The following is a 23,522-nucleotide window of genomic DNA, read 5'->3' on the forward strand; positions in this document are numbered from 1 at the left end:
GGCTGAGTCCGTGGCCAGGGTCTCCGTGGCTAGGGTGTTCGTCGTGTCTTTCGCCGCGTACGAACCCGACGGCGGGGGTGAGCGCGTCCCGCTCACGGTGCGCCCCGCGGTGGAGTCGGACGTCGAGGCCATGGCGGCCGTGGGGCTGCGCGCCAGCCGTGCGGTCCGTCCCGACGCGTACCGGCGGGCGGTCGGCGACCAGGACCGGTGCGTCCTCGTCGCCACGATCGCCCCCGACCTCGCCCCCGACCTCGCCCGCGACCTCGGCCTCGACGTCGAGCCTGGTCCGGGCGGTGGAGCCGTCGTGGGCTGGGGCCAGACGTCGCTCCGCACCGCGGTGACCGACCCGGCCCCCGCCGGACACTACCTGGGTGGCGTGACGGTCGACCCACGCCTGCGGCGGCGGGGCGTCGCGACGGCGCTCACGCAGGCACGGATCGACTGGGTGGCGGTTCGCGCGCCAGAGGTCTTCTTCGTGGTCAACTCCCGCAACCTCGCGTCGATCGCGCTGCACCGGCCCTGGCACTTCGTGGAGGTGGCCCGCGGCCCGCGGCTGGCCGGGGTGACGTTCGAGGGCGGCCTCGGGCTCCTCCTGCGCGCGCCGCTGGCCCGGCCCGACGGCGCCCCGCCTCCAGAAGGAGCACCCGCGGCGACGTGACGTGGCCACGGCGACGTGAGCAGGGGGACAGCCGTCGAGCCGCGCCCCGCCCACGACCGGGGCAGGATGGCGGGATGAGTCGTTGGCAGGAGCTCGCGCGGACGTACTGGGCCGTCGCGCTCACGGTCGTGGTCGGTCTGGTCGGGATCGGGCTGTGGCTCAGCGGCGCGGGGGCGGCGGTGTCGTGGCTGTTCGGCGTCTACGCGCTCGCGATCGCCGTCTGGCAGGCCGTGGGCATGGTCCGGCAGCTGCTGCGCGGGAACGTCGGCCTCGACGTCCTCGCCATCACCGCGATCGTGGCGACCGTGGCGGTGGGGGAGTACGTGGCGGCGCTCGTCGTCGTGCTCATGCTCACCGGCGGCGACGCGCTGGAGGACTACGCCAACCACCGCGCCAAGCGGGAGCTCGACGCACTGCTGTCGCGCGCGCCGCAGCGCGCGCACCGCATGGAGGGCGACGACATCACCGACGTCCCCGTGGGCGACGTGCGGGTGGGCGACGAGCTCCTCGTGCGCCCGAGCGAGCTGGTCCCGGTCGACGCGATCCTCGTGAGCGGGTCGACGTCGATGGACGAGTCGTCCCTCACCGGGGAGAGCCTGCCCGTCGAGAAGCACCCGGGCGACGAGCTGCTGAGCGGGTCGGTGAACGGCCCGGTGGCGGTGACGGTCCGCGCCGCCTCGGCCGCCGCGGACAGCCAGTACCAGCGCATCGTCGCGCTCGTGTCGGAGGCGAGCGCCAGCCGGGCGCCGGTGGTGCGCCTCGCGGACCGGTACGCGGTGCCCTTTACGGCGTTCTCGCTGGCGCTCGGCGCGGTGGCGTGGGCGCTCTCGGGCGAGGCGGTGCGGTTCGCCGAGGTGCTGGTGCTCGCCACCCCGTGCCCGCTGCTCATCGCGGCGCCGGTCGCGTTCCTGGGCGGCATGAGCCGTGCGTCGCGCAACGGCGTCATCGTCAAGGGCGGGGGCGTGCTCGAGCAGCTCGGACGCGTCCGGACCGCCGTCTTCGACAAGACGGGCACGCTCACGCGGGGCACGCCCGAGGTGGACGAGGTGCGCCCGGAGGCCGGGTTCGACGAGGACGAGCTGCTCGGCCTCGTCGCGTCGGCAGAGCAGTACTCCTCGCACGTGCTCGCGGGCGCGATGATCCGGGCGGCGCAGGAGCGCGGGCTGGAGCTCGGCGAGGCCGGCGACGCGCGGGAGGAGGCCACCAACGGCGTCGTGGCGACGATCGGGGAGCGGCAGGTGGCGGTCGGCAAGCTCGCCTTCGTGCGCGGGCTCGCCCCCGAGGCGACGGCCGCGTCGCTCGCCCCGAGCCAGCTTGCCGTCTACGTCGCCGTCGACGGGCGGTTCGCGGGCACGGTGCTCGCCCGGGACGAGGTGCGTCGCGAGGCCGCGGCCACGCTCGCGGCCCTGCACGGGCTGGGGGTGCGCGAGGTGCGGATGCTCACGGGCGACGCGGCCTCGACGGCGCGGCACGTCGCCGCGGAGCTGGGCATCGACCGGGTGCGGGCGGAGTGTCTCCCGGCCGACAAGGTGCAGGAGGTGCAGGACATCGCCGAGCGCCCGGTCATGATGGTCGGCGACGGCGTGAACGACGCCCCGGTGCTGGCGGCGGCGGACGTCGGCGTCGCCCTGGGGGCGAAGGGGACGACGGCGGCGAGCGAGTCGGCGGACGTCGTCGTCCTCGTCGACGACCTGTCCCGGGTCGCGAAGGCCGTGCGGATCGGGCACGACACGGTCCGCATCGCCCTCCAGTCGATCTGGATCGGGATCGCCGTGAGCGTCGGGCTCATGTCGGTGGCGGCGTTCGGCGTCATCCCGGCGACCGTGGGTGCGCTGCTCCAGGAGGTCGTGGACCTCGTGGCGATCCTGGCGGCGCTGCGCGCGATCGGCGGCCGGGCCGACGCGCGCGACGTCGCGGCGTCGACGCCGGGCCGCGAGCCCGTCGTGCCGGGCCGCGCGTCGGCGGGCGCCGGGCCCGGCACCGATGGCCGACGGTCCGGCTAGTCGACGATCTCGCAGATCGCGGCGCCGGCGGTCACGGTCGCGCCGGCGGCGGCGGACAGGGACCGCACGGTGCCGGCCTTGTGCGCGAGCAGCGGCTGCTCCATCTTCATGGCCTCGAGGACGACGACGAGGTCGCCCTCGGCCACCTGGGCGCCGTCCTCGACGGCGACCTTGACGATGGTGCCCTGCATGGGGGAGGCGAGGGTCGCGCCGCTCGCAGCGGCGGACGCGCGGGAGCCGTTGCGGCGGGCGGGACGGCGGGCGGCGTTCGCGCGTCGCGCGCGGCCCGCGGCGACGCCGAGGCCGGCGGGCAGCACGACCTCGAGCCGGCGGCCGCCCACCTCGACGACGACGCGCTCGGCGAGCTGCTCGTCGGCCGCGTCGTCGGCGTCGGGGACCGACGCCGGCGCGGGGGCCAGGCTGCCGAGCTCGTCCGCGAAGTCGGTCTCGATCCAGCGCGTGTGCACGCGGAAGGGCGAGCCGTCGCTCGGGACGAAGTCCTCGGCGTCCATCACGGCGCGGTGGAACGGCACGACGGTGGGGATCCCCGCCACCTCGAGCTCGCGCAGCGCGCGGCGGGCGCGCTGCGCCGCCTGCTCGCGGGTGGCGCCGGTGACGATGAGCTTGGCGATCATCGAGTCGAACGCGCCGGAGATCGTGTCGCCCTCGACGACGCCGGTGTCGACGCGCACGCCGGGGCCGCTGGGCCAGCGCAGCGTGCTGACGGTGCCGGGCGACGGCAGGAAGCCTGCGGCCGGGTCCTCGCCGTTGATGCGGAACTCGAAGGAGTGGCCGCGCGGGGAGGTGCTGTCGTACCCGAGGGGCTCGCCGGCGGCGATGCGCAGCTGCTCGCGCACGAGGTCGATGCCGGTGATCTCCTCGGTGACCGGGTGCTCCACCTGGAGACGGGTGTTGACCTCGAGGAAGGACAGGGTGCCGTCCGTGCCGACGAGGAACTCGCAGGTGCCGGCGCCGACGTAGCCCGCCTCGGCGAGGATGGCCCGCGACGCCCGGTCGAGCTCGGCCTCCTGCTCCGGGGTGAGGAACGGCGCGGGCGCCTCCTCGACGAGCTTCTGGTGGCGCCGCTGCAGCGAGCAGTCGCGGGTGGAGACCACCACGACGTTGCCGTGCGTGTCGGCCAGGCACTGCGTCTCCACGTGCCGGGGGCGGTCGAGGTAGCGCTCCACGAAGCACTCGCCGCGCCCGAACGCCGCGACGGCCTCGCGCACCGCGGACTCATACAGCTCGTCGATCTCGTCGGCGCTGCGGGCCACCTTGAGGCCGCGGCCGCCGCCGCCGAACGCCGCCTTGATCGCGATCGGCAGGCCGTGCTCGGCGGCGAAGGCGTGCACCTCGTCCGCGCCGTTCACGGGGTCGGGGGTGCCCGGGACCAGCGGCGCGCCGGCGGCCTGCGCGATGTGCCGCGCGCTCACCTTGTCGCCGAGGGACTCGATCGCCGCGGGCGGCGGGCCGATCCACACCAGGCCGGCGTCGAGGACCGCCTGCGCGAACTGCGCGTTCTCCGACAGGAAGCCGTAGCCAGGGTGCACCGCGTCCGCGCCGGAGCGGCGCGCGACGTCGAGCAGCTTGTCGACGTCGAGGTACGTGTCGGCGGCGCGCTGGCCCTGCAGCGCGAACGCCTCGTCCGCGAGCCGCACGTGCAGCGCGTCCCGGTCGGAGTCGGCGTAGACGGCGACGGAGGCGATACCGGCGTCGGTGCAGGCACGGGCGATGCGGACGGCGATCTCGCCGCGGTTCGCGACGAGGACCTTGCTGATGGTGGGCACGGCTCACGGTAACGCGTGCTCCGCCGTCCTCCGGCACCCGCGGGGCGCCCGCGCAGAAGTCTGTGCCGGGTACCAACGGCGATCCGGGCCGTTTGGAGGGATCCCACATGGACTCGGCGGGAAGCGGGCGGGTCATCCGCCCCGCGTTGGTGGTTTCGGCAGGCCCGACGGACCCCGCGCGCTGTGCGGGCGGTCAGCCGCGCAGGTCGCGCCAGGCGACGTCGAGCTCGCCGAGCAGCTCGCGCAGCAGGGGCAGGCTGAGGCCGACGACGCCGTGGTGGTCGCCCTCGACGCGCTCGATGTACGGACCGCCGAGCCCGTCGATGGTGAACGCGCCCGCGACGTGCAACGGCTCGCCGGTGGCGACGTAGGCGTCGATCTCCTCGTCGTCCAGGTCGGCGAAGTGCACGGTGGTGGCCGACGACGCCCCCAGCGTGGCGCCGGTGCCGCCGTCCTCGTCGTCGCGGGCGTCCACGACCCAGTGGCCGGTGTGCAGCACGCCGGACCGGCCGCGCATGGCGCGCCAGCGGCGGCGCGCCTCGTCGGCGTCGGCCGGTTTGCCCACGATCTCGCCGTCGAGCTCGAGCATCGAGTCGCAGCCCAGCACGAGGGCCGACACCTCGTCCTCCACCTGACGGCCGACGGCCTCCGCCTTGGCCTGCGCGAGGACGAGGACCGCGTCCGCGGGCTCCAGGTCCTGGCCGAAGCCCGCGCGGGCCGCGGCGAGCACCGCGGGCTCGTCGACGTCGGACACGACGACCTCCGGCGTGACCCCGGCCGACGCCAGGGTGGCGAGGCGGGCGGGGGAGCGGGAGGCGAGGACGAGGCTCACGAGAGGCACGGACGCACGATACCCACTGGGCGGGCTCAGCCGGTGTGTAGCAGCAGGCTCGACACGAGCAGCACGACCGGCGACGCGAGCGTCGTCACGAGGATCGTGTCGCGCGCGAGCATCTCCCCGGTACGGAACCGCGCCGCGTAGTTGTACACGTTCTGCGCGACGGGCAGCGCGGCGAGCGTGACGGCGGTGGCGACCTGCGCGTCGTCGAGCCCGACCACGTACCGGGCCAGCACGAACGCGAGGGCCGGCATGGCGACCGCCTTGAGCGCGGAGGCCACCACCACCGCCGACCGGCCACCGGGCTGCTGGAACGGCCGGGACCCGTGCAGCGACATCCCGAACGCCAGCAGGATCATCGGGACGGCGGCGCCGCCCAGGATCTCCAGCGGCGCGAGGACGGGCGCCGGCACGCTCCACCCGGTCAACGACACGACGGCGCCCGCCAGCGAGCCGAGGATGATCGGGTTGCGCACCGGCTGGCTCAGCACGAACCGCACCGACACCCGCCCGCTCGTCTGCGCGTCGAGGACGAGCAGCGTCACGGGCGCCAGGACCAGCAGCTGCAGCAGGATCACCGGCACGACGGCGGCCGGGTCGCCCAGCACGTACACCGCCACCGGCAGTCCGATGTTGTTGGCATTGACGTACCCGGCCGAGACGGCGCCGATCGTCGCCTCCGCGGCCGGCCGCCGCAGCCAGAGCACGTTGAGGACGACGAACACCCCGGCCACCGTCACCGCCGCCGCGGCCTGCTCCAGCAGGGGCGCCTGGAACAGCTCGCCGACGTCCGCGCGGGCGATGACGGTGAACAGCAGTGCCGGGCTCGCGACGAAGAACCCGATCCGGTTCAGCGCGGTCCCGGCGTCGGGCCCGCCGAGGCGCAGCCGCGCCGCGACGTACCCGACGGCGATGACCACGCCGATGATCGCGAAGCCGGTGAGGATGCCTTCCATGTCAGCCGAGGAGCGGGACGGGGTGCGGGGCCGGGGAGCTCAGGCGCGGGGGTCGCGCAGCGCGCCCGTGAGGACGTCGAGCCCGACCGAGCCGAGGCTCAGCGCGCGGGCGTGGAACGCGCGCAGGTCGAACTCCTCGCCGCGCGCCTGCGCCGCCGAGCGAGCGTCGTCGCGCGTCTGCTCCCACAGCCGCTGGCCCACCTTGTACGACGGCGCCTGGCCCGGCCAGCCGAGGTAGCGGTTGAGCTCGAAGCGCACGAACGACTCGGGCATGTTGACGTTCGCCTTGAGGAACGGCCACGCCTTGTCCGCGTCCCACACGCCCCCGCCCCACCGCTCGGGGGCCCGCTTGCCGAGGTGGACGCCGATGTCGAGCACGACGCGGGCGGCGCGCATCCGCTGCGCGTCGAGCATCCCGAACCGGTCGCCGGGGTCGTCGAGGTGGCCGAGGTCGGCCATGAGGCGCTCGGCGTACAGGGCCCAGCCCTCGCCGTGCCCGGAGACCCAGCACATGAGGCGGCGCCACGAGTTGAGGGTGTCGCGGGCGACGACCGCGGCCGCGCACTGCAGGTGGTGGCCCGGCACGCCCTCGTGGTAGACGGTCGTCTTCTCGCGCCAGGTGTTGAACTCCGTGACGTCGGCGGGCACCGACCACCACATGCGGCCCGGGCGGGAGAAGTCGTCGCTCGGCGGCGTGTAATAGATCCCGCCCGTCTGGGTGGGGGCGATGCGGCACTCGATGGTGCGCACCGGGCCCTCGATGTCGAAGTGCGTGCCGGCGAGGTCCTCGATGGCCGCGTCGGCGGTCTCCTGCATCCAGCGGCGCAGCGCGTCGGTGCCGTGCAGGGTGCGGGCCGGGTCGGCGTCCAGCGCCGCGACGGCGTCCTCGACGCTCGCGCCCGCCCCCGCGATCTCGCGGGCCACGGACTCCTGCTCGGCCACGATCCGCGCCAGCTCGTCCAGGCCCCACTCGTACGTCTCGTCCAGGTCGACCTCGGCGCCGAGGAACTCGCGCGAGAAGCGCGCGTACCGCTCGCGGCCCACGGCGTCCGCCGCGGGCGCCTGCGGCGCGAGGTCGCCCTCGAGGAATTCGGCCAGGCGGGCGTAGGCCGCGCGGGCCGCGGCGGCCCCCCGCTCCAGCTCCGCGCGCACCAGGCTGCACGCGCTGGACTCGTCCAGGACGGCGGCGGCGTCGTCGCCGCGCACCAGCCCGAGGAAGAACGAGTCCTCGCCGGCCAGCTCGCGCGACTGGGACACCCCCTCGCGCACCTGGCGGATCGCGGCGACCTGCCCGCGGCGAGCAGCCTCGGTGAGCGAGGCGACGTAGCCGTCGATCGCGTCCGGGACGGCATTGAGCCGGGCGGCGACGTTCTCCCACGCCTCGACCGAGCCCGTGGGCATGAGGTCGAAGACGTCGCGCAGCTGCTGCACCGGCGACTCGATGTTGTTGAGGCTGGCCAGCGGCTCGCCGGCGTCGTGCAGCTCGAGCTGCAGCCCCACGCGCTCGCGCATCGCGGCGAGGGTTACCCGATCGACGTCGTCGAGCGGGCCGCCGTCGCGCTCCGCCGCGTCGAGGTCGCGCAGCACCGCGCGGTCGCTCTCGGCGCGCGCCTCGTGGCCGGCGGGGGACAGGTCGGTCATCCGGTGGTCGTGGCCGGAGAGCCCGATCGACGTCGCGAGCAGCGGGTCGAGCTCGGCGGACCGGGCGACGTACGCGTCGGCGACGGCGTCGATCGCGGAGGGCGTGCGGGGCGTGGTGGGGGTGGTCGAGGTCACGGTCGCAGCCTAGGGCGTGGCGGTGCCCGGATCCCGTCCATTCCCCGGTCCGCCCTGCACGGGGCCGGTCGACCCCCGCCAGATGATGGTGTTGAGCGGTTCGCCGGGCGGCTCCGGCGCCGGCTGCCCGCGCAGGGTCGCGACCATGCGGGCCATCGCCGCGCGGCCCAGCCGGTGGTGATCGACCTGGACGGTCGTGAGGGTGGGCTCGAGGTAGGCCCCCAGCTGCTGGTTGTCCCAGCCGGTGACGCTCAGGTCCCCGGGGATCGACCAGCCTCGCTCGTGGGCCCCCTGCACGACGCCGCCCGCGACGGTGTCCGACGCCGCGACGACGGCGGTGGGGTGGTCCTCGGCGGACATCGCGAGCACCGCGGCGCGCCCGGACGCGGCCGACCAGTCGCCCTCGTGCACCAGCGCCGGCCCGAGGCCGAGCCGCTCCACGGTCGCGACGAAGACGTCGCGACGTCCTCGGGCGGACGCGAAGTCGAGCGCGCCGGTCACGTGCAGGAAGCGGCGGTGGCCGAGCTCCGCGAGGTGCTCGACGAGCTCGGCGACGGGCGAGCCGTCGGCGAGCTCGCCGACGCCGCGGAAGCTCTCGTCGTAGTCGGCGGAGGCGACGATGGCGGCGCGCGCGGGGACCTCGTGCTCGGACGCCGGCGGGAGCGGGGCGAGGGCGAGGACCCCCTCGACCTGGCCCGAGTCCGCGAGCTCCAGCACGCGGTCGAACCGGTCCGCGGCGGAGCCCTCCACGGTCAGCGCCTCGATCGTGTAGCCGTGCTCGTGGGCGACCTCCATGACCCCGCCGAGGATCTGGGGCGGCCCGTAGGTCGCGACGGCCGGCAGCAGGACGGCGACCCGGCCGCTGCGTCGCGTGCGCATCGACCGGGCGGTGAGGTTGGGGCGGTAGTCGAGCTCCGCGACCGCGCTGGCGACGCGCTCGACCGTCTCCGGGCGCATGCGCGGGTCGTCCCGCAGAAAGCGGGAGACCGTCTGGTGGGACACCCCGGCCACCTTGGCGACCTCCCAGATCGTCGCCCGCCGCTCACGTCCCGCCCGCTGCTCCGTCATGTGTCGTCCCTGCTGGTCAACGCGCCCGCCGAGGTGGGGCGCCCGGTCATTCTGGCACGCCCCCGACGACGCGGCCGCGGGGAGGAGACGCGAGGAGATGGTTGCGGTGTGATCGATCACCTTCTACGGTGACGCCCTGGAAGTGATCGATCACTTTCGCACCGGTGCGCCCCGCGGACGTCGAGGTCCCGATGCCGCCCGCTCGACGACGAGAGGACCGACCTCATGGCATCACCCCCACCCCTGCGGACCGAGGGGGACGGATGACGGCGCTCGACGAGGCCGGCACCCGGCACCGGCCGGAGACCGCCGGCGAGCTCGACGTGGACCCCGGCGCCCCGCGCCCGCCGCTGCCGTGGTGGCGCCGCATGGTCCGGGACCGGGCGGTGCTGCTCCTGGCGCTGCCGGCGATGCTCGTGGTCATCGTGTTCCAGTACCTGGCGCTGGGCGGCAACGTCATCGCGTTCCAGGACTACCAGCCGTACCTCGGCATCGGGCGCAGCCTGTGGGTGGGCTTCGAGAACTTCTCGATCCTGTTCTCCGGGGACCCGGAGTTCCTCAGCGCCCTCCGCAACACGCTGATCATCACGCTGCTGCAGACGGTGCTCGTCTTCCCGGCGCCGATCATCCTCGCGCTGCTGCTGCACAGCCTGGTCTCGAACCGGGTGCGCCAGTGGGTCCAGTCGGTGCTCTACCTGCCGCACTTCCTGTCCTGGGTGATCGTGGTCGCGGTCTTCCAGCAGGTGCTGGGTGGGGCCGGGCTGATCAACAACTTCCTGCGCGCCCACGGGTGGCAGCCGATCGACGTCATCGGCAACTCGGACGCCTTCTACGGGCTCATCACGTCGCAGGTGATCTGGAAGGACACCGGCTGGGCGACGATCCTCTTCCTCGCCGTGCTCGCCGGGATCGACAAGTCGCTCTACGAGGCCTCCGCCGTCGACGGCGCCACCCGGTGGCGGCAGACCTGGCACATCACCCTGCCGGGGATGCGCCCGATCATCATCATGCTGCTCATCCTCAAGCTCGGGGACTCCCTGAGCGTCGGCTTCGAGCAGCTCATCCTCCAGCAGGACGCCGTCGGGCTCGGCGTCTCCCAGGTGCTGGACACCTACGTCTACAACCAGGGCGTCGTCGGCGGGTACTGGGGCGTGGCGGCCGCCGTCGGCCTGGTCAAGGGCGTGATCGGCCTCGTGCTGGTGCTCGTCGCGAACAAGGTCGCCCACGCGTTCGGCGAGGAAGGGGTCTACCGAGCATGACCATCACCCGAGAGCCGGCCGGCCCCACGGCCGTCGGCCCCGCAGCCCCGCGCACCCCGACCGGCAGGCGCCGCCGCCGCGCGGTCGTCGACGGCGTCGCCATGCCCGGCCCCGTCGAGCGCACCGCCAAGGGCGTCATCCTGACCGTCGCGTGCGCCCTGGTGATCCTGCCGTTCGTGGGGATCGTCTCCACCAGCCTCGCCACCCCCGAGCAGGTCACCGAGGCCGGCGGCTTCGTCCTCCTGCCGACGGGCATCGACCTCGGCGCCTACCGGATGATCTTCGCCGGCGGCGTCGTCACGCAGGCCCTGTGGGTCAGCGTGCTGGTCACCGTCGTGGGGACCGCGATCAGCCTGGCCCTCACGACCACGCTCGGCTGGGCGCTGAGCCGCCGCGGCGCGTTCGGCGTGCGCACGATGCTGCTGCTGGTGCTGGTCAGCCTCCTGTTCAGCCCGGGCATGATCCCCAGCTACCTGGTGGTGCAGCGGCTCGGGCTGCTCGACAGCCTCTGGGCGCTGGTCATCCCGACGTCGGTCTCGGCCTTCAACGTGGTCGTCGTCCGTGCGTTCTTCGTGCAGCTGCCGCACGAGATCATCGACAGCGCCCGCATCGACGGGGCCACCGAGTGGCAGCTCTTCCGCCGCATCGGCCTCCCGCTGTCCAAGCCGGTGCTCGCGGTCGTGGGCCTGTTCTACGGCGTCGGCTACTGGAACGCGTTCTTCAGCGCCCTGCTCTACCTCTCCGACTCGAGCAAGTGGCCGCTGCAGCTCGTGCTGCGCACCTACGTGGTCGACGGGACGCAGCTCGGCTCCCAGGACCTGGGGATCGACGCCTCGTCCCTCCCGCCGCAGACCTCCTTGCAGATGGCGATCCTCGTGGTCTCCGTCGTGCCCGTGCTCCTGGTCTACCCGTTCCTGCAACGGCACTTCGCCAAGGGGATGCTCACCGGCGCGATCAAGGGCTGACCCGGCCCGCCGCGCGCCGGCACCCCGCACCACCCCCACCCACCACCCCCACCCATCACGTCCGACCTCACTCGACGAGGAGCTGTCATGTCAGACATCCGAACCTTCGGCCGCGAGCCGTCCCGGCGCAACGTGCTGCTCGGCGGCCTGGGGGTGGGCGCCTTCGCCCTCCTCTCCGCCGCCGGCTGCAGCAACGAGGGCCGCGGCGGCGTGGGCGCCGTCTCCGCCGCCCAGAACTCGTCCGTCCTGCCGAAGTACATCCCGTACACCGGCGTGCCCATGGACATCAAGGGCACGGACGGCGTCCCCGACACGATGCTGAAGTACCCGGCCAGCCCGAAGAAGGCGACCAGCGGCCAGCCGGGCGACGGCGAGGACGTCGGCGTCTTCGTGATGACGAACACGCCCGCCCCGCCCGCGCTCGAGAAGAACGCGTACTGGCAGGAGATGAACGAGCGGCTCGGGTTCGGCCTGTCGGTCGCCCTCACGCCGAGCGGCGACTACTCCGACCGTTTCCAGACGACGGTCGCCGGAGACCGGCTCCCCGACATCTTCGCGATGTTCTCGGGCGACATCCCCGGCCTGCCCAGCCTCCTCGAGGAGCGCGCCGTCGACCTCACCGAGCACCTCTCCGGGGACGCGGTGGCGAAGTACCCGTTCCTGGCGAACATCCCCACCGAGAGCTGGCAGTCGTGCGTCTTCAACGGGAAGGTCTTCGCCGTCCCGGTGCCGCGCGGCCCGGCGCAGTCCGGCGTCATGTACGCGCGGCAGGACTTCTTCGAGTCCCAGGGCATCGACCCCCAGGTGAAGTCCTTCGAGGAGTTCTACGACCTGTGCAAGGAGCTGTCCGGCGGGAACACCTGGGCGCTCGGCCGGGTGCCGCTGGGGTTCATCCGCCAGATGTACGAGATCCCCAACGGCTGGTCGGAGGACGGCGGCACCCTCACCAGCGCGAACCTGCACGAGCGGCAGGAGGACGCCCTCGAGGCCGCGCGGCGCCTCGTGGCCGACGGCTTCGTGCACCCCGACGGCGTGACCGCGGCGCAGCCGCAGCGCAAGACCTGGCTCGTGAACGGCACCATCCGGTTCCTCGACGACACGTTCAGCGCCTGGCCGGACTTCTCCAACTACCCGCTCGGGGAGGGCTTCCGGCTCGCGGTCGTGCCGCCGCCGCTCGCCGAGGGCGGCGGCACCGCGGGCATCCACCTGGGCCCGGCCGTGCAGAACATCACGTCGATCAGCGCGAAGTCGGCCGACCGCGTCGAGGCCCTGCTCGACGTGATCAACTACCTCGCCGCGCCGTTCGGCACCGAGGAGCACCTGTTCAAGACGTACGGCATCGAGGGCGTGCACTACGAGCTCGACGGCACCGACCCCGTGCCCACCGAGAAGGGCCGCACCGAGGTGCAGCTCGGGCTCAAGTACGTCGTCGAGGGGCCGTGGGTCAACTTCCAGGCCGGCGACCCGAGCGTGGCGCAGGCCGAGCACGACGCGCAGACCGCCGTCGTCCCGACGGCGGTGAAGAACCCGACGTCCGGGCTGTTCAGCGAGACGGCCAGCCGCAAGGGCGGCCAGATCGGCGGGACGCTCGCCGCCGTGGAGACCGACATCCTCGCCGGGCGCAAGAAGGTCGCCGCCTGGCGGCCCGCCGCCGAGGCCTGGGCCAGGTCGGGCGGCGACAAGATCCGCGACGAGTACCAGGTGGCGCTCGCGGACCGGAAGAAGTCGCAGGGCTGACGGGATCGGCCCTCGGGGGGCGTGGGTGGTCGCGAGACGCCCGCGTCCCCCGTCGGTCCGAGCGGCTAGCCTCGTGCCTCGTGCACGAGGACGTGAAGAACACCCCCCACCCGCCGGCCGGACCGCTCCGTGTGGTGGTGGCCCCCGACTCGTTCAAGGGCAGCGCCACCGCGACGCAGGTCGCGCAGGCGCTCGCCGCGGGGGCCCGCGCCGCGCTGGGCGACGACGCGCGGGTGCGCGCGGTCCCGTTCGCGGACGGCGGGGAGGGGACGCTCGACGCGATCCTCGGGGCGTGGGGCGCCGACCCGCGTTCCTGCGCCACGACCGACGCGCTGGGCCGCCCGACGACGGCCCGCTACGGCGTCTCGCCCGACGGCCGCACGCTCGCCGTCGAGGCGGCCGAGGCCTACGGGCTGCCGAAGGTCGCGGACGTGCCGCTGCGCGCGCTCGACGCGACGAGCGGGGGTGTCGGCACGGTGGTCCTGGCCGCGCTCGGCGCCGCCCCGGAGGCCGAGGAAGTCGTGCTGTTCGTGGGTGGTTCGGCCTCGACCGACGGCGGGGCGGGGCTCCTGACCGACCTCGGCGCCCGCTTCCTCGACGCCGAGGGCGTCCCGGTGGCGCCGGGCGGTGGCGGCCTGCGCGCGCTGGACCGCGTCGACCTGTCCGGCGTCGACCCGCGCGCCCGGGCGCTGCGTTGGCGCATCGCGTGCGACGTGGACAACCCGCTGCTCGGCCCGCGGGGCGCGGCCGCCGTCTTCGGCCCGCAGAAGGGTGCGACGCCGGACGACGTGGCCGCGCTCGAGGAGGGGCTCGCGCACCTGGCCGGCGCGCTCGCCGCGGCCACCGGCCACGATGCGCGCGACCTGCCGGGCGCGGGCGCGTCCGGCGGGTTGCCGGTGGGGCTGTCCGCCGCGCTGGGCGCCGAGCTCGTGCCCGGCGGCGAGCTGGTCGCCGACGCCGTCGGCCTCGCCGAGGCGCTGGAGGGAGCCGACCTCGTCCTCACCGGAGAGGGGCGTCTCGACGAGCAGTCGCTGCACGGCAAGGTCGTCGACACGGTGGTGCGGCTGGTCGCCGGGCGCGCCGCCGTCGTCGTGGTCGCCGGCGGCGTCGAGCTCACGCCGGCGCAGGTCGCGGACGCCGGCATCGCGGCCGCGTTCTCCCTGGCACCCGGGCCCCGCACCCTCGCCGAGCTGTCGCGGGACGCCGTCGTGGAGCTGGAGCGCACGGCCGCGCACGCGTGCCGGCTGTTCGCCGCGGGCCGCGCGGCCCGCTGACGGGCCCACGCCCGGGAACGAACCGGGTCAGCGGCCCCCGGCGCGGCGGCGCAGGGCGTCCGCCCAACCGCGGTGGTAGCGGGCCACGACGGTGTCCGTGCCCGGTGCCCACCAGACCGCCACGGGGTCGCCGTCACGCGGCGGCTCGGTCTCGTCGTCGGACGGGCGCTGCAGGTAGGAGAACGGCTGGTCGTCCGTGCCGTCGTCGGTCGGATAGGCGACCACGCCGCTGACCAGCAGGCCCGAGCTGGTGCGCCGCTCGCGCACCATGACCGACCCGGTGACCGACCGGGCGCCGGCGGCGAACGCCTCCGCGGACCGCGCCTCGGTGCCCTGCCGCTGGTCGTCGCGGTAGCGCACCAGCGCGGCGACCGCGGTGACCATGAGGCCCGCGAGCATGCCCATGAACAGCCACAGCTCGAGCGCCCCGGAGGGGTTCTCGATCATGCGCCGCACCACGTACAGGCCGATGCTCACGACCAGCGCGGGGGCCCAGAGCCAGCGGCGCAGCCAGCCCGGCCGCGGGGGATCGGGGAACTCGTCGAGCGGGGCGTCGACGTCCTCGGCCCGCTCGACCTGCTGCCAGACGACGCTCACGACTGCAGGCTCCAGCGCCACGCGTCGGCGTTGTGACGGCCCCACCGGCCGCCGAAGTTCTTCGCCGTGACGCCGGCGCCGTTGCCGCGCACCGTGCGGGCGCGGTTGGTCCACTCCTCGACGGGCGCCTCGTCGTCGGGCAGCCCGGTCGCGGACGCCACCGCCGCGAGGCCTGCCACCAGGGCGGCGACCTCCACGTCGTCGGGGCGGCCGCGGACCACGCGCACCTCGCCGGTCACCGCGGGCCCTCCTCGTCCTCGTCACCCAGGTCGTCGTCGGTGAGCTCGTCGTCGAGGTCGTCGTCGCCGAACTCCACGGCGGCGCCGCGCGACGTCGCCCACTCGGCGACCTCGTAGCCGCCGTCGAAGAGGCGCTGGGCCACGTCGGAGCCCGCCTCGTCGAGCAGCTCCACGACCCCGTCGAGGGTGGCGGCGCCGCCCGGCGCCGGGTCGGTGACCACGAAGCCGAGGTAGAAGACCTCGGCCGGCACGGCGCCCTCGGGGGCGTCGTGCGTGTGCTCGTCGTCCTCGTCCTCGCCCTCCCACACCGAGCTCGTGAGGTCGGGGTGCATGCCGAGCCCGTCGTGCAGGGCGTCGAAGACGGCGGCGTTGAGCTGGCCCACCTGGTTCTCCAGCGCGAGCACGCGCGGGTCCTCGTCCGCCTCGGCCGCGCCGAACTCGGCGCGCACGCCGACCGCGGTCTGCACGTACTCGTGCAGGGCCGCGGCGAGCGCGTCGACCGCGCGGTGCATGGGTTCGGGGTCCACCGACCCCAGCGGGGCCGGTCCGTGCGTGGCGTCCTCGTGGCTCATCGGACGATTGTCCCCCAGCAGGTCGGTCGGGTCACAGCGGGATGTTGCCGTGCTTCTTGGGCGGCAGGCTCGCGCGCTTGGTGCGCAGGGCCCGCAGCGCGCGCACCACCTGCACGCGCGTCTCCGACGGGCGGATGACGGCGTCCACGTAGCCGCGCTCGGCCGCGTCCCACGGGTTGACGATCGCGTCCTCGTACTCGGCGACCAGGCGCGCGCGCTCCGCCTCGACGTCGCCGCCCGACTCCGCGACCTCCTTGAGCGCCGAGCGCTGCAGGATGTTCACCGCGCCGGACGCGCCCATGACGGCGACCTGCGCCGTGGGCCAGGCGAGGTTGACGTCGGCGCCGAGCTGCTTGGAGCCCATGACGATGTACGCGCCGCCGTACGCCTTGCGCGTGATGACCGTGACCAGCGGCACCGTGGCCTCGGCGTACGCGTAGATGAGCTTGGCGCCGCGGCGGATGATGCCCTGGTGCTCCTGGCCGACGCCGGGCAGGAAGCCGGGCACGTCCACGAACGTCAGCACGGGCAGGTTGAACGCGTCGCAGGTGCGCACGAACCGCGCGGCCTTCTCGGCGGCGTCGATGTCGAGCGTGCCCGCCATGGCCAGCGGCTGGTTCGCGACGATGCCCACCGACTGGCCCTCGACGTGGCCGAAGCCGATCAGCACGTTCTGCGCGAACAGCGGCTGCACCTCGAGGAACGAGTCCGGGTCCAGGACGGCCTCGACCACGGCCCGCATGTCGTACGGCTGGTTGTCGCTGTCGGGGACGATGGCGTCCAGCGCCTCGTCGTCCTCCGTGACCTCGAGCGGGGTCTCGTCCTCGGGCGGGAACGACGGCGCGTCGCCGAGGTTGTTCTGCGGCAGGTAGCCCACGAGGTGGCGGACGTAGTCGATCGCGTCGTCCTCGTCGGCGCCCAGGTAGTGCGCCACCCCGGACGTCGTGTTGTGCGTGCGCCCGCCGCCGAGGGTCTCGAAGTCGACGTCCTCCCCGGTGACCGTGCGGATCACGTCCGGGCCGGTGATGAACATGTTCGACGTGCCGTCGGCCATGACGATGAAGTCCGTCAGGGCGGGGGAGTAGACCGCGCCGCCCGCGCTCGGGCCGAGGATGAGCGAGATCTGCGGGATCACGCCGGAGGCCGCGACGTTGCGCCGGAACATCTCCGCGAACTGCGTCAGCGCGGCCACGCCCTCCTGGATGCGCGCGCCGCCGCCGTCCGAGATGCCGATGACGGGCACGCCCGTGCGCAGCGCGAGATCCTGCACCTTGGCGATCTTCTCGCCGTGCACCTCGCCGAGCGAGCCGCCGAAGACGGTGAAGTCCTGGCTGAACACGCACACCTGGCGGCCGTCGATCGTGCCGTGGCCGGTCACCACGCCGTCGCCGGCGACGCGGCGCTTGTCGAGCCCGAAGTTGCGGCTGCGGTGCATCGCCAGGGCGTCCAGCTCGACGAAGCTGCCCTCGTCGAGCAGCGCCTCGATGCGCTCGCGGGCGGTCTTCTTGCCGCGGGGGTGCTGCCGCGCCTTCGCCTTCTCCTCGGCGTCGACGACGGCCTCGGACCGGCGGCGCTCCAGGTCGGCGAGCTTGGCGGCGGTGCCGGGGCGGGGGGCGGTCTGCTCCTGGTCGCGGTCCTGGGCGGGGGTGGCGTCGTTCACCCGACCGACCCTAGTTGGTGGGTTGCCACGCATCGATGCGCGACAGGCTGCGGCGGGCCGGGATTCTTTGGAGGGACCCCACAAAGGTCGGGCGGCCCCGCGGTGGGGCACGATCGGGGGGTGAGCCGCGCACCCCTCGACGTCCCCGCTCTGCATCGCGACCTGGTCGCGCCGACGGGGCCCCTCCGCCGCCTCGACGTGGTCGAGGTCTCTGCCTCCACCAACACCGAGCTGGTGGCCGCCGTGCGCGCCGCGCCGGGCGAGTGGCCCGCCCCCGCGGCGCTCGTCGCGGAGCACCAGGCGGCGGGCCGTGGGCGCGCCGGGCGTGCCTGGGAGACCCCGCCGCGCGCCGCCCTCACCGTCTCGGTGCTGCTGCGCCCGCGGCTCGCGCCGTCCGCCCTGGGCTGGCTGCCCCTGCTCGCGGGCCTCGCCGTCGCGCGCGCCGTCGACGCCGTCGGGGTGCCCGGCGCCGCGGTGAAGTGGCCCAACGACGTGCTGCTGCGGGCCGCCGACGACGCGGCCGGGCTCGGGCCGTTCCGCAAGGTGGCGGGCGTGCTGGCCGAGGTGGTGCCGGCCCCCGCCGGCCAGGGGCCCGCCGTCGTGGTGGGCGTGGGGTTGAACGTGGACCAGCAGGCGGCCGAGCTGCCCGTCCCGACCGCGACGTCGCTCGCCCTGGCCGGGGCGGACGCCGACCGCGGCGCGCTGCTCGCGGGGCTCGTGCGGGAACTCGTCGGCGTCGTGGGCGAGCTCGAGGCCGCCGGGGGCGACCCTGTCGTGGCGGGGCTCGCGGCGCGGTACGCGGCGGCGTCGGCCACGCTCGGCACGGCCGTGCGCGCCGAGCTCGCGGGGGGCCGCGACGTGGTGGAGGGCGAGGCCGTGCGGGTGGCCGCTGACGGCGCCCTGGTCCTGGCGACGGGGGCGGGGGAGCGGACCGTCACGGCCGGCGACGTGCACCACCTGCGGGCCCAGCCGGGACACAGGTGACGCTGACTACAGTGGGGGCGTGACGAGCGACACCACCACGGGACCCGACCGGCCGATCGACGACGAGGCCCGGCGGCCCGGGGGCAGGTCGGGGGACACCGCGGCCCGGCTGGACGAGGAGATCCTCGGCGGCCCGCGCCGGTACACGCTGTGGGACCTCGTGGAGGGCACGGGCCACTCGCAGGAGTTCATCGAGAACTACTGGCGCTGGCTCGGGCTGCCGGTCACGCACCCGGACGAGGTCGGGTTCACGGACGCCGACATGGAGGCGCTGCGCGAGATCGGCGAGCTCGTGGACTCCGAGCGCCTCGACGAGCAGGCGCAGATGACGCTGATCCGCTCGCTGGGGCACACCACGGACCGGCTCGCCCTGTGGCAGGTGGAGGCGTTCGTCGAGCACCTGAGCCGCCGCGACGGCCTGGACGACGTGAGCGCGCGGCTCGCCGCCCTCGAGCGCGTGCCCGACCTGGCCGACCGGCTCTCCCGGCAGCTCGAGCACGCGTGGCGCCGCCAGCTCGCGGCGCTCACCGGCCGCCTGGCCACGGAGTTCGGTGGCGCCCGCGGCACGCACGCCGCGCACGCCGACGAGCTGCCGCTGCCGCGGGCTGTGGGCTTCGCGGACATCGTGTCCTTCACCAAGCGGACGGCTGGCCTGGGGTCGCAGGAGCTGTCGGAGTTCGTGCAGCTCTTCGAGTCGCGGGCGCGCGACGTCATCACCGAGGCCGGCGGCCGCGTCGTGAAGACGATCGGCGACGCCGTGCTGTTCGTGGCCGACGACGTCACGACAGGCGCCGAGGTGGCGCTGGGCCTGGCGGCACCGCACGCCACGGAGGCGGAGATCCCGGTGCGGGTCGGCTTCGTCTGGGGGCGGGTGCTGTCCCGGTTCGGCGACGTGTTCGGCTCCGACGTCAACCTCGCCTCGCGCATCACCGAGCTCGCGGAGCCCGCCACCGTGCTGGTGGACCCGCACACCGCGTCCCTGCTCGCGTCGTCGTCCCGCTACGCGCTGACGGCGCAGCCCGCGCAGGAGGTGCAGGGCATCGGCGAGATCACGCCGGTGCGCCTGCAGCGCGCGTACACCGGGGCCTGAGCCCCGCGACCGCGCGGGTCAGGACGCGTCGCTGCGCACCACGCGCAGGGTGCGGTCGCCGGCGGCGAGGTCGTCGAGGGCCTGCGCGGTCGCGGGGTCTGCCGGGAGCCACACCTCGACGCGCAGGTGGTCGCCGCCGCCGGGGACCAGGACCTGCGGCTCCACGCGGAGCGGCCCGGCGGTCGGGTGGGCGAGGCGCAGGACGGCGTCCCGGCCGCGGTCGGCGACGGGGCGTGCCCACCGCTCGGTGAAGGCGGCGCCGGCCAGGACCGTCAGGGCGTCCGCCAGCTCGCCGAGGGCGGGGTCGGACGGCACGGACCCGCGCTGCAGGTCGGCGACGACCCGGTCGGCGACGGCGTCCCAGTCGGGGAACACCTCGCGGGCCCGGGGGTCGGTGAGGACGGCGTGCGCCACCGTCGGCGCCCCGGCGTCGAGGAGGCCGGCGGGCGCGAGGAGCGCCCGGTAGGCGGGGGTGCACGCCAGGACGGTGCCGAACCGGTCGAGGAGCGCGGCGGGCGCCGGGGCGAGCCGGTCGAGCACCGCGCGGGTGCCCGCCGGGACGTCCTCGGCCGAGGGCACGGCCAGGCAGACGCCGGCGCCCTGCGCGTCCTTGGAGGCGAGCAGCAGCACCTGCCGCTCGTCGTGCCCGAGGCGCAGCGCGTCGGCGAGCGCGCCCATCACGGCCGGCGAGGGGCGCCGGTCGCGGCCCTGCTCCAGCCGGGTCAGGTACTCGACGCTCACGCCCGCGAGCACCGCCAGCTCCGCGCGCCGCAGCCCGGGGGTGCGGCGGCGTCCGCCGGGCGGCATGCCCACGTCCTCGGGCCGCACGGACTCGCGGTACGCGCGCAGCAGGGAGCCGAGGTCCCGCTCGATCCGGTCGGCGTCGGTCATGCGGGCAGCCTAGGCGCGCCCCGCCCCCGCAGGGTGGCCCTGCCGGGGCCAGTCCCACGGCGGCCTCCCCGGGGCACGACGGCGCGCCGAGGGTGGTGGACGTCGGGCACCGGCCGGTGCCCGACGTCCCACCTTCTGAGGAGTTCGTCATGGACCTGGGTCTGCAGGGGCGCACCGTCGTCGTCACGGGGGCGTCCGGGGGGATCGGGCGGCACGTCGCCGCGCAGTTCGGCGCGGAGGGCGCCGACGTCGTCGTCACGTACCGGGAGTCGAAGGACGACGCCGCGCGTGTCGCGGAGGAGATCGGCGGGCGCGCGCTCGTCGTGCGCTACGACCAGACCGAGGACGGCGCGGCGGAAGGGCTGCGTGACGCCGTCCTCGCCTGGACGGGGCGGGTCGACGTGCTCGTCAACAACGCGGTGACCTGGAGCCCGCCGGGTCCGGGCGGCCCGCGCGGCTTCGAGCACGTGCCCGACGACGCCTGGCTCGAGACCGTGCGGGCGAACGTCGAGGGGGCTGTGCGCCTGACCCGCGCGGTCGCGCCGACGATGCGCGCGCAGCGCTGGGGTCGGCTGGTGCACCTGTCGTCCAGCCTGGTGCGCGACGGCGACGAGGGCACGGCGTACTACGCCACCGCCAAGTCCGCGCTGCACGGGTTCAGCCGGTCGGTCGCGTTCGCGCTCGGGCGCGAGGGCGACATCCTGTCGAACGTGGTGCTGCCGGGCCTCACCCGGACGGTGCGCAACGCGGGGATCGTCGAGGCGTTCGGCGAGGCCACGGCGGCGCGCGCCCCGCTCGGTCGCCTGCTCGAGGCGCGCGAGGTGGCGACCGCGATCGTCTACCTGGGGTCGGCCGCGAACACGGGGATCACCGGCCAGGAGGTCGCGGTGACCGGCGGGGCCTGACGGACGGCTCTCAGGCCCCGCCCGCGGTGACCACGTCCGGGTCCCGCGGGTCGGGGTCGGCCTCGATGAGCGACGGGCGGTTGTTCTGCACCGACCCGACGGCGTCGCCCACCGGCCGCGTCGCCATCGCGACCTGCGGGCCGGTGACGATCCCCATCGCCTGCTCGGCGCCGACGGCCGGGTCGAGCCACGCGTCCCACGCGCCGCGGGGGAGGATCACCGGCATGCGGTCGTGGATCCGCTCGAGGTCGGGGGACGCCGCGGTCGTGACGACCGTCGCGGACACGAGCCAGCGGTCCGGGTCGTCGTCCGCCTTCGTCCGGTCGCGCCAGAACTCGTAGAGGCCGGCGAGCGCGGCGACGCCGCCGTCGTCCGGGTGGATCCAGTAGGGCTGCTTGGGCGCCTTGCTCCTCGACCCCGCCCTCGCGGGCGCTCCCGGGGGCAGGTCCAGCTTGCGCCACTCGTAGTAGCCGTCCGCCGGGAGCAGGCAGCGGCGCACGGCCAGAGGCTTGGCGAAAGCCGGCTTGTCGAGGAGCGTCTCGGAGCGGGCGTTGATCATGCGCGCGCCCACCGACGGGTCCTTCGCCCAGGACGGCACGAGACCCCAGCGGGCGAGCTGCATCGTGCGGGTGATCTCGCCGGTGCTGCCGCCTTCGAGCCGGCGCGGGCGCTCGACGACGATCCGCACGGCGTCGGTCGGCGCCACGTTCCACGACGGCGGGAGGAGGCGCGCGTCCTCGGCGATCTCGGCGAGCGCGAGGTCGTCGGAGAGGTCCTGGGCGTCGCGGAAGGACGCGTAGCGGCCGCACATGGGTCCATCGTGACGCATCCCACCGACAGCCCCGGCGACGGGGACGGGGAATCCCCTGGGCACGCTCGTATCGTTTCGATAGGATGGCGGCCATGCCCGACGACTCCGCGAGACTCCCGCGCGCCCGCTCTCCGTTCCGTTGGGTCCTCATGCTCGGCGCCCTCGCGGCGCTGCCGGCGTTCACCGTCGACATGTACCTGCCGTCCCTGCCCCAGGTGGCGGCCGACCTCGGGTCCTCCGCCTCCTTCGCGCAGCTCTCGGTGTCCGTCATGCTCCTCGGCGGCGCGCTCGGCCAGCTCACCATCGGCCCGCTGTCCGACCGGTACGGGCGGCGCGCGCCGCTCATGTGGGGCCTCGCGCTGCACGTCGTGACGTCGCTGCTGTGCGCCGTCGCGCCCAACATGACCGTGCTGGTGGGCCTGCGCCTCCTGCAGGGCTTCTTCAACGCCGCCTGCGGCGTCGCCGCCATGGCCGTCGTGCGGGACCGCTTCGTCGGGGCCGAGGCCGCGCGCATCCTGTCCCGCCTCATGCTGGTCATCGGCGTCGCGCCGATGCTCGCGCCCACGTTCGGCTCCGCCGTCGCGTCCGCGGCCGGCTGGCGCTGGGTCTTCGGCGTCCTGGCGCTCGCGGGCGTCGCGATGGCGGTCGTCGTGTGGCGCTTCATGCCGGAGACGCTGCCCGCCGTGCGGCGCCAGACCGGCGGCACGCGCAGCGTGTTCGCGGGCTACCGGACCCTCGTCAAGGACAAGCAGTTCATGGCGCTCGCGGTGATCCCCGGGCTCGGGCAGGCCGTGCTGATGAGCTACGTCGTGGGCTCGCCGTTCATCTTCCAGGAGGGCTACGGCCTCACCCACGGGCAGTTCTCCCTGTTGTTCGCGGTCAACGGGCTCGGGCTGGTGCTGTCCGCGCAGGTGAACGCCGCCCTGGTGCGCCGGGTCGCGCCGATCCGGCTGCTGCGGGCGGCGCTGGCGATCCAGGGCGTCGTCGGCGTCGGCCTGCTGGTGGTCGCGCTGACCGGCGCGGGCGGCCTCGTCGGGCTGCTCGCCATGCTGTGGCTGGTGCTCGCCTTCCAGGGACTCGTGCCCGCCAACGCGTCGGCCATCGCGCTGTCGCGCCACGGCGAGCGCGCGGGCACCGCCGCGGCCGTCATCGGCGCGGTGCAGTCCGGCATCGCCGGCCTGGTCTCCCCGCTGGTCGGCGTGCTCGGCGGCGACGCCGTCGCCATGTCCTGGGTGATGCTCGCCGCGCTCGCGTGCGCCATCGCCGTCCTCGCGTTCGCCACCCCCGCCTACCGCAAGGACGGCTGGGTCAAGCTGGCCTGACCGGCCACCGCTCCGCCGAACAGGCGGTGGGGGGGGCTCGGCGGGTGGGGGGAAGGGGGAAAAGGAGCACACTCAAACGAGAGAGAAAAGCGAAACAGGAAGAAAGAGAGGCAAAAAAGCACCCAACACC

21 protein-coding genes are annotated in these 23,522 nt (G+C 74.8%); 10 read left to right on the plus strand and 11 right to left on the minus strand.

What is annotated here, in order from left to right; translation table 11 throughout:
- Nucleotides 1-43 precede the first annotated feature (43 nt).
- Together ACWF41_RS11875 and ACWF41_RS11880 are read left to right on the plus strand one after the other, a co-directional pair.
- Complete coding sequence (locus tag ACWF41_RS11875; protein WP_380318344.1) at nt 44-658, plus strand: GNAT family N-acetyltransferase; 615 nt, start codon at nt 44-46, stop codon at nt 656-658.
- Between the two features lie 74 nt (nt 659-732).
- The gene (locus ACWF41_RS11880) at nt 733-2,661 is read left to right on the plus strand and encodes a heavy metal translocating P-type ATPase (RefSeq protein ID WP_380318347.1); all 1,929 of its coding nucleotides are present in this window, start codon (nt 733-735) and stop codon (nt 2,659-2,661) included.
- Here ACWF41_RS11880 and ACWF41_RS11885 read toward each other — a convergent pair.
- From ACWF41_RS11885 to ACWF41_RS11905, 5 genes are all read right to left on the minus strand, one after another.
- Entirely contained in the window at nt 2,658-4,448 is a 1,791-nt protein-coding gene (locus tag ACWF41_RS11885; protein WP_380318350.1) for an ATP-binding protein, read from the minus strand. The genes ACWF41_RS11880 and ACWF41_RS11885 overlap by 4 nt on opposite strands.
- Nucleotides 4,449-4,641: 193 nt before the next feature.
- Complete coding sequence (locus ACWF41_RS11890; protein WP_380318353.1) at nt 4,642-5,289, minus strand: Maf family protein; 648 nt, start codon at nt 5,287-5,289, stop codon at nt 4,642-4,644.
- Nucleotides 5,290-5,315: 26 nt separating this feature from the next.
- Entirely contained in the window at nt 5,316-6,242 is a 927-nt protein-coding gene (locus tag ACWF41_RS11895; RefSeq protein ID WP_380318356.1) for an AEC family transporter, read from the minus strand.
- Nucleotides 6,243-6,281: 39 nt separating this feature from the next.
- Entirely contained in the window at nt 6,282-8,018 is a 1,737-nt protein-coding gene (locus tag ACWF41_RS11900; RefSeq protein ID WP_380318359.1) for a DUF885 domain-containing protein, read from the minus strand.
- A gap of 9 nt (nt 8,019-8,027) precedes the next feature.
- Entirely contained in the window at nt 8,028-9,086 is a 1,059-nt protein-coding gene (locus tag ACWF41_RS11905) for a LacI family DNA-binding transcriptional regulator (protein ID WP_380318362.1), read from the minus strand.
- Between the two features lie 263 nt (nt 9,087-9,349).
- Between ACWF41_RS11905 and ACWF41_RS11910 the strand changes: the two genes are divergently transcribed.
- From ACWF41_RS11910 to ACWF41_RS11925, 4 genes are all read left to right on the plus strand, one after another.
- Complete coding sequence (locus ACWF41_RS11910; protein WP_380318365.1) at nt 9,350-10,345, plus strand: ABC transporter permease; 996 nt, start codon at nt 9,350-9,352, stop codon at nt 10,343-10,345.
- Nucleotides 10,342-11,310, plus strand: coding sequence for a carbohydrate ABC transporter permease (locus tag ACWF41_RS11915; protein ID WP_380318368.1), 969 nt, complete (start codon nt 10,342-10,344; stop codon nt 11,308-11,310). The genes ACWF41_RS11910 and ACWF41_RS11915 overlap by 4 nt, the downstream gene beginning before the upstream one ends.
- An 87-nt stretch (nt 11,311-11,397) precedes the next feature.
- Complete coding sequence (locus tag ACWF41_RS11920; protein WP_380318371.1) at nt 11,398-13,047, plus strand: extracellular solute-binding protein; 1,650 nt, start codon at nt 11,398-11,400, stop codon at nt 13,045-13,047.
- 80 nt (nt 13,048-13,127) lie between these two features.
- Entirely contained in the window at nt 13,128-14,321 is a 1,194-nt protein-coding gene (locus ACWF41_RS11925) for a glycerate kinase (RefSeq protein ID WP_380318374.1), read from the plus strand.
- A 27-nt stretch (nt 14,322-14,348) separates the two neighbouring features.
- On the opposite strand, the gene ACWF41_RS11930 is transcribed toward ACWF41_RS11925, so the two are convergent.
- From ACWF41_RS11930 to ACWF41_RS11945, 4 genes are read right to left on the minus strand one after another with little or no spacing between them, the layout of a single operon-like run.
- A complete protein-coding gene (locus ACWF41_RS11930; protein ID WP_380318377.1) occupies nt 14,349-14,918 on the minus strand; it encodes a hypothetical protein in 570 nt (189 codons plus the stop codon).
- Entirely contained in the window at nt 14,915-15,157 is a 243-nt protein-coding gene (locus tag ACWF41_RS11935) for an acyl-CoA carboxylase epsilon subunit (RefSeq protein ID WP_380318380.1), read from the minus strand. The genes ACWF41_RS11930 and ACWF41_RS11935 overlap by 4 nt, the downstream gene beginning before the upstream one ends.
- Nucleotides 15,154-15,729: a hypothetical protein gene (locus ACWF41_RS11940; RefSeq protein WP_380318383.1), complete on the minus strand. Its 576-nt coding sequence runs from the start codon at nt 15,727-15,729 to the stop codon at nt 15,154-15,156. The genes ACWF41_RS11935 and ACWF41_RS11940 overlap by 4 nt, the downstream gene beginning before the upstream one ends.
- 31 nt (nt 15,730-15,760) lie before the next feature.
- On the minus strand, nt 15,761-17,389 hold the full coding sequence (locus ACWF41_RS11945) for an acyl-CoA carboxylase subunit beta (protein WP_380318387.1): 1,629 nt from the start codon (nt 17,387-17,389) through the stop codon (nt 15,761-15,763).
- Nucleotides 17,390-17,509: 120 nt separating this feature from the next.
- On the opposite strand from ACWF41_RS11945, the gene ACWF41_RS11950 reads away from it, so the two are divergent.
- A complete protein-coding gene (locus ACWF41_RS11950; RefSeq protein WP_380318390.1) occupies nt 17,510-18,373 on the plus strand; it encodes a biotin--[acetyl-CoA-carboxylase] ligase in 864 nt (287 codons plus the stop codon).
- Nucleotides 18,374-18,392: 19 nt separating this feature from the next.
- Nucleotides 18,393-19,463 carry an adenylate/guanylate cyclase domain-containing protein gene (locus ACWF41_RS11955; RefSeq protein WP_380318393.1) on the plus strand — a complete coding sequence of 357 codons (1,071 nt, stop codon included), beginning with the start codon at nt 18,393-18,395 and terminating at the stop codon, nt 19,461-19,463.
- A gap of 18 nt (nt 19,464-19,481) precedes the next feature.
- Here ACWF41_RS11955 and ACWF41_RS11960 read toward each other — a convergent pair whose 3' ends face one another.
- The gene (locus ACWF41_RS11960) at nt 19,482-20,354 is read right to left on the minus strand and encodes a helix-turn-helix transcriptional regulator (protein ID WP_380318396.1); all 873 of its coding nucleotides are present in this window, start codon (nt 20,352-20,354) and stop codon (nt 19,482-19,484) included.
- Nucleotides 20,355-20,503: 149 nt separating this feature from the next.
- On the opposite strand from ACWF41_RS11960, the gene ACWF41_RS11965 reads away from it, so the two are divergent.
- On the plus strand, nt 20,504-21,259 hold the full coding sequence (locus tag ACWF41_RS11965) for an SDR family NAD(P)-dependent oxidoreductase (protein ID WP_380318399.1): 756 nt from the start codon (nt 20,504-20,506) through the stop codon (nt 21,257-21,259).
- 10 nt (nt 21,260-21,269) lie between these two features.
- Here ACWF41_RS11965 and ACWF41_RS11970 read toward each other — a convergent pair whose 3' ends face one another.
- Entirely contained in the window at nt 21,270-22,070 is an 801-nt protein-coding gene (locus tag ACWF41_RS11970) for an SOS response-associated peptidase (protein ID WP_380318402.1), read from the minus strand.
- A gap of 92 nt (nt 22,071-22,162) precedes the next feature.
- On the opposite strand from ACWF41_RS11970, the gene ACWF41_RS11975 reads away from it, so the two are divergent.
- Nucleotides 22,163-23,392 carry a multidrug effflux MFS transporter gene (locus ACWF41_RS11975; protein WP_380318405.1) on the plus strand — a complete coding sequence of 410 codons (1,230 nt, stop codon included), beginning with the start codon at nt 22,163-22,165 and terminating at the stop codon, nt 23,390-23,392.
- Nucleotides 23,393-23,522 lie beyond the last annotated feature (130 nt).

It is taken from the genome of Isoptericola sp. NPDC055063, assembly GCF_053608125.1.

Bases quoted from the DNA above. Each gene is read 5' to 3' on its own strand.
- ACWF41_RS11880 (WP_380318347.1), top strand. From the start codon at position 733: ATGAGTCGTTGGCAGGAGCTCGCGCGGACGTACTGGGCCGTCGCGCTC.
- ACWF41_RS11895 (WP_380318356.1), bottom strand. From the start codon at position 6,242: ATGGAAGGCATCCTCACCGGCTTCGCGATCATCGGCGTGGTCATCGCC.
- ACWF41_RS11905 (WP_380318362.1), bottom strand. From the start codon at position 9,086: ATGACGGAGCAGCGGGCGGGACGTGAGCGGCGGGCGACGATCTGGGAG.
- ACWF41_RS11910 (WP_380318365.1), top strand. From the start codon at position 9,350: ATGACGGCGCTCGACGAGGCCGGCACCCGGCACCGGCCGGAGACCGCC.
- ACWF41_RS11915 (WP_380318368.1), top strand. From the start codon at position 10,342: ATGACCATCACCCGAGAGCCGGCCGGCCCCACGGCCGTCGGCCCCGCA.
- ACWF41_RS11920 (WP_380318371.1), top strand. From the start codon at position 11,398: ATGTCAGACATCCGAACCTTCGGCCGCGAGCCGTCCCGGCGCAACGTG.
- ACWF41_RS11940 (WP_380318383.1), bottom strand. From the start codon at position 15,729: ATGAGCCACGAGGACGCCACGCACGGACCGGCCCCGCTGGGGTCGGTG.
- ACWF41_RS11960 (WP_380318396.1), bottom strand. From the start codon at position 20,354: ATGACCGACGCCGACCGGATCGAGCGGGACCTCGGCTCCCTGCTGCGC.
- ACWF41_RS11965 (WP_380318399.1), top strand. From the start codon at position 20,504: ATGGACCTGGGTCTGCAGGGGCGCACCGTCGTCGTCACGGGGGCGTCC.
- ACWF41_RS11970 (WP_380318402.1), bottom strand. From the start codon at position 22,070: ATGTGCGGCCGCTACGCGTCCTTCCGCGACGCCCAGGACCTCTCCGAC.
- ACWF41_RS11975 (WP_380318405.1), top strand. From the start codon at position 22,163: ATGCCCGACGACTCCGCGAGACTCCCGCGCGCCCGCTCTCCGTTCCGT.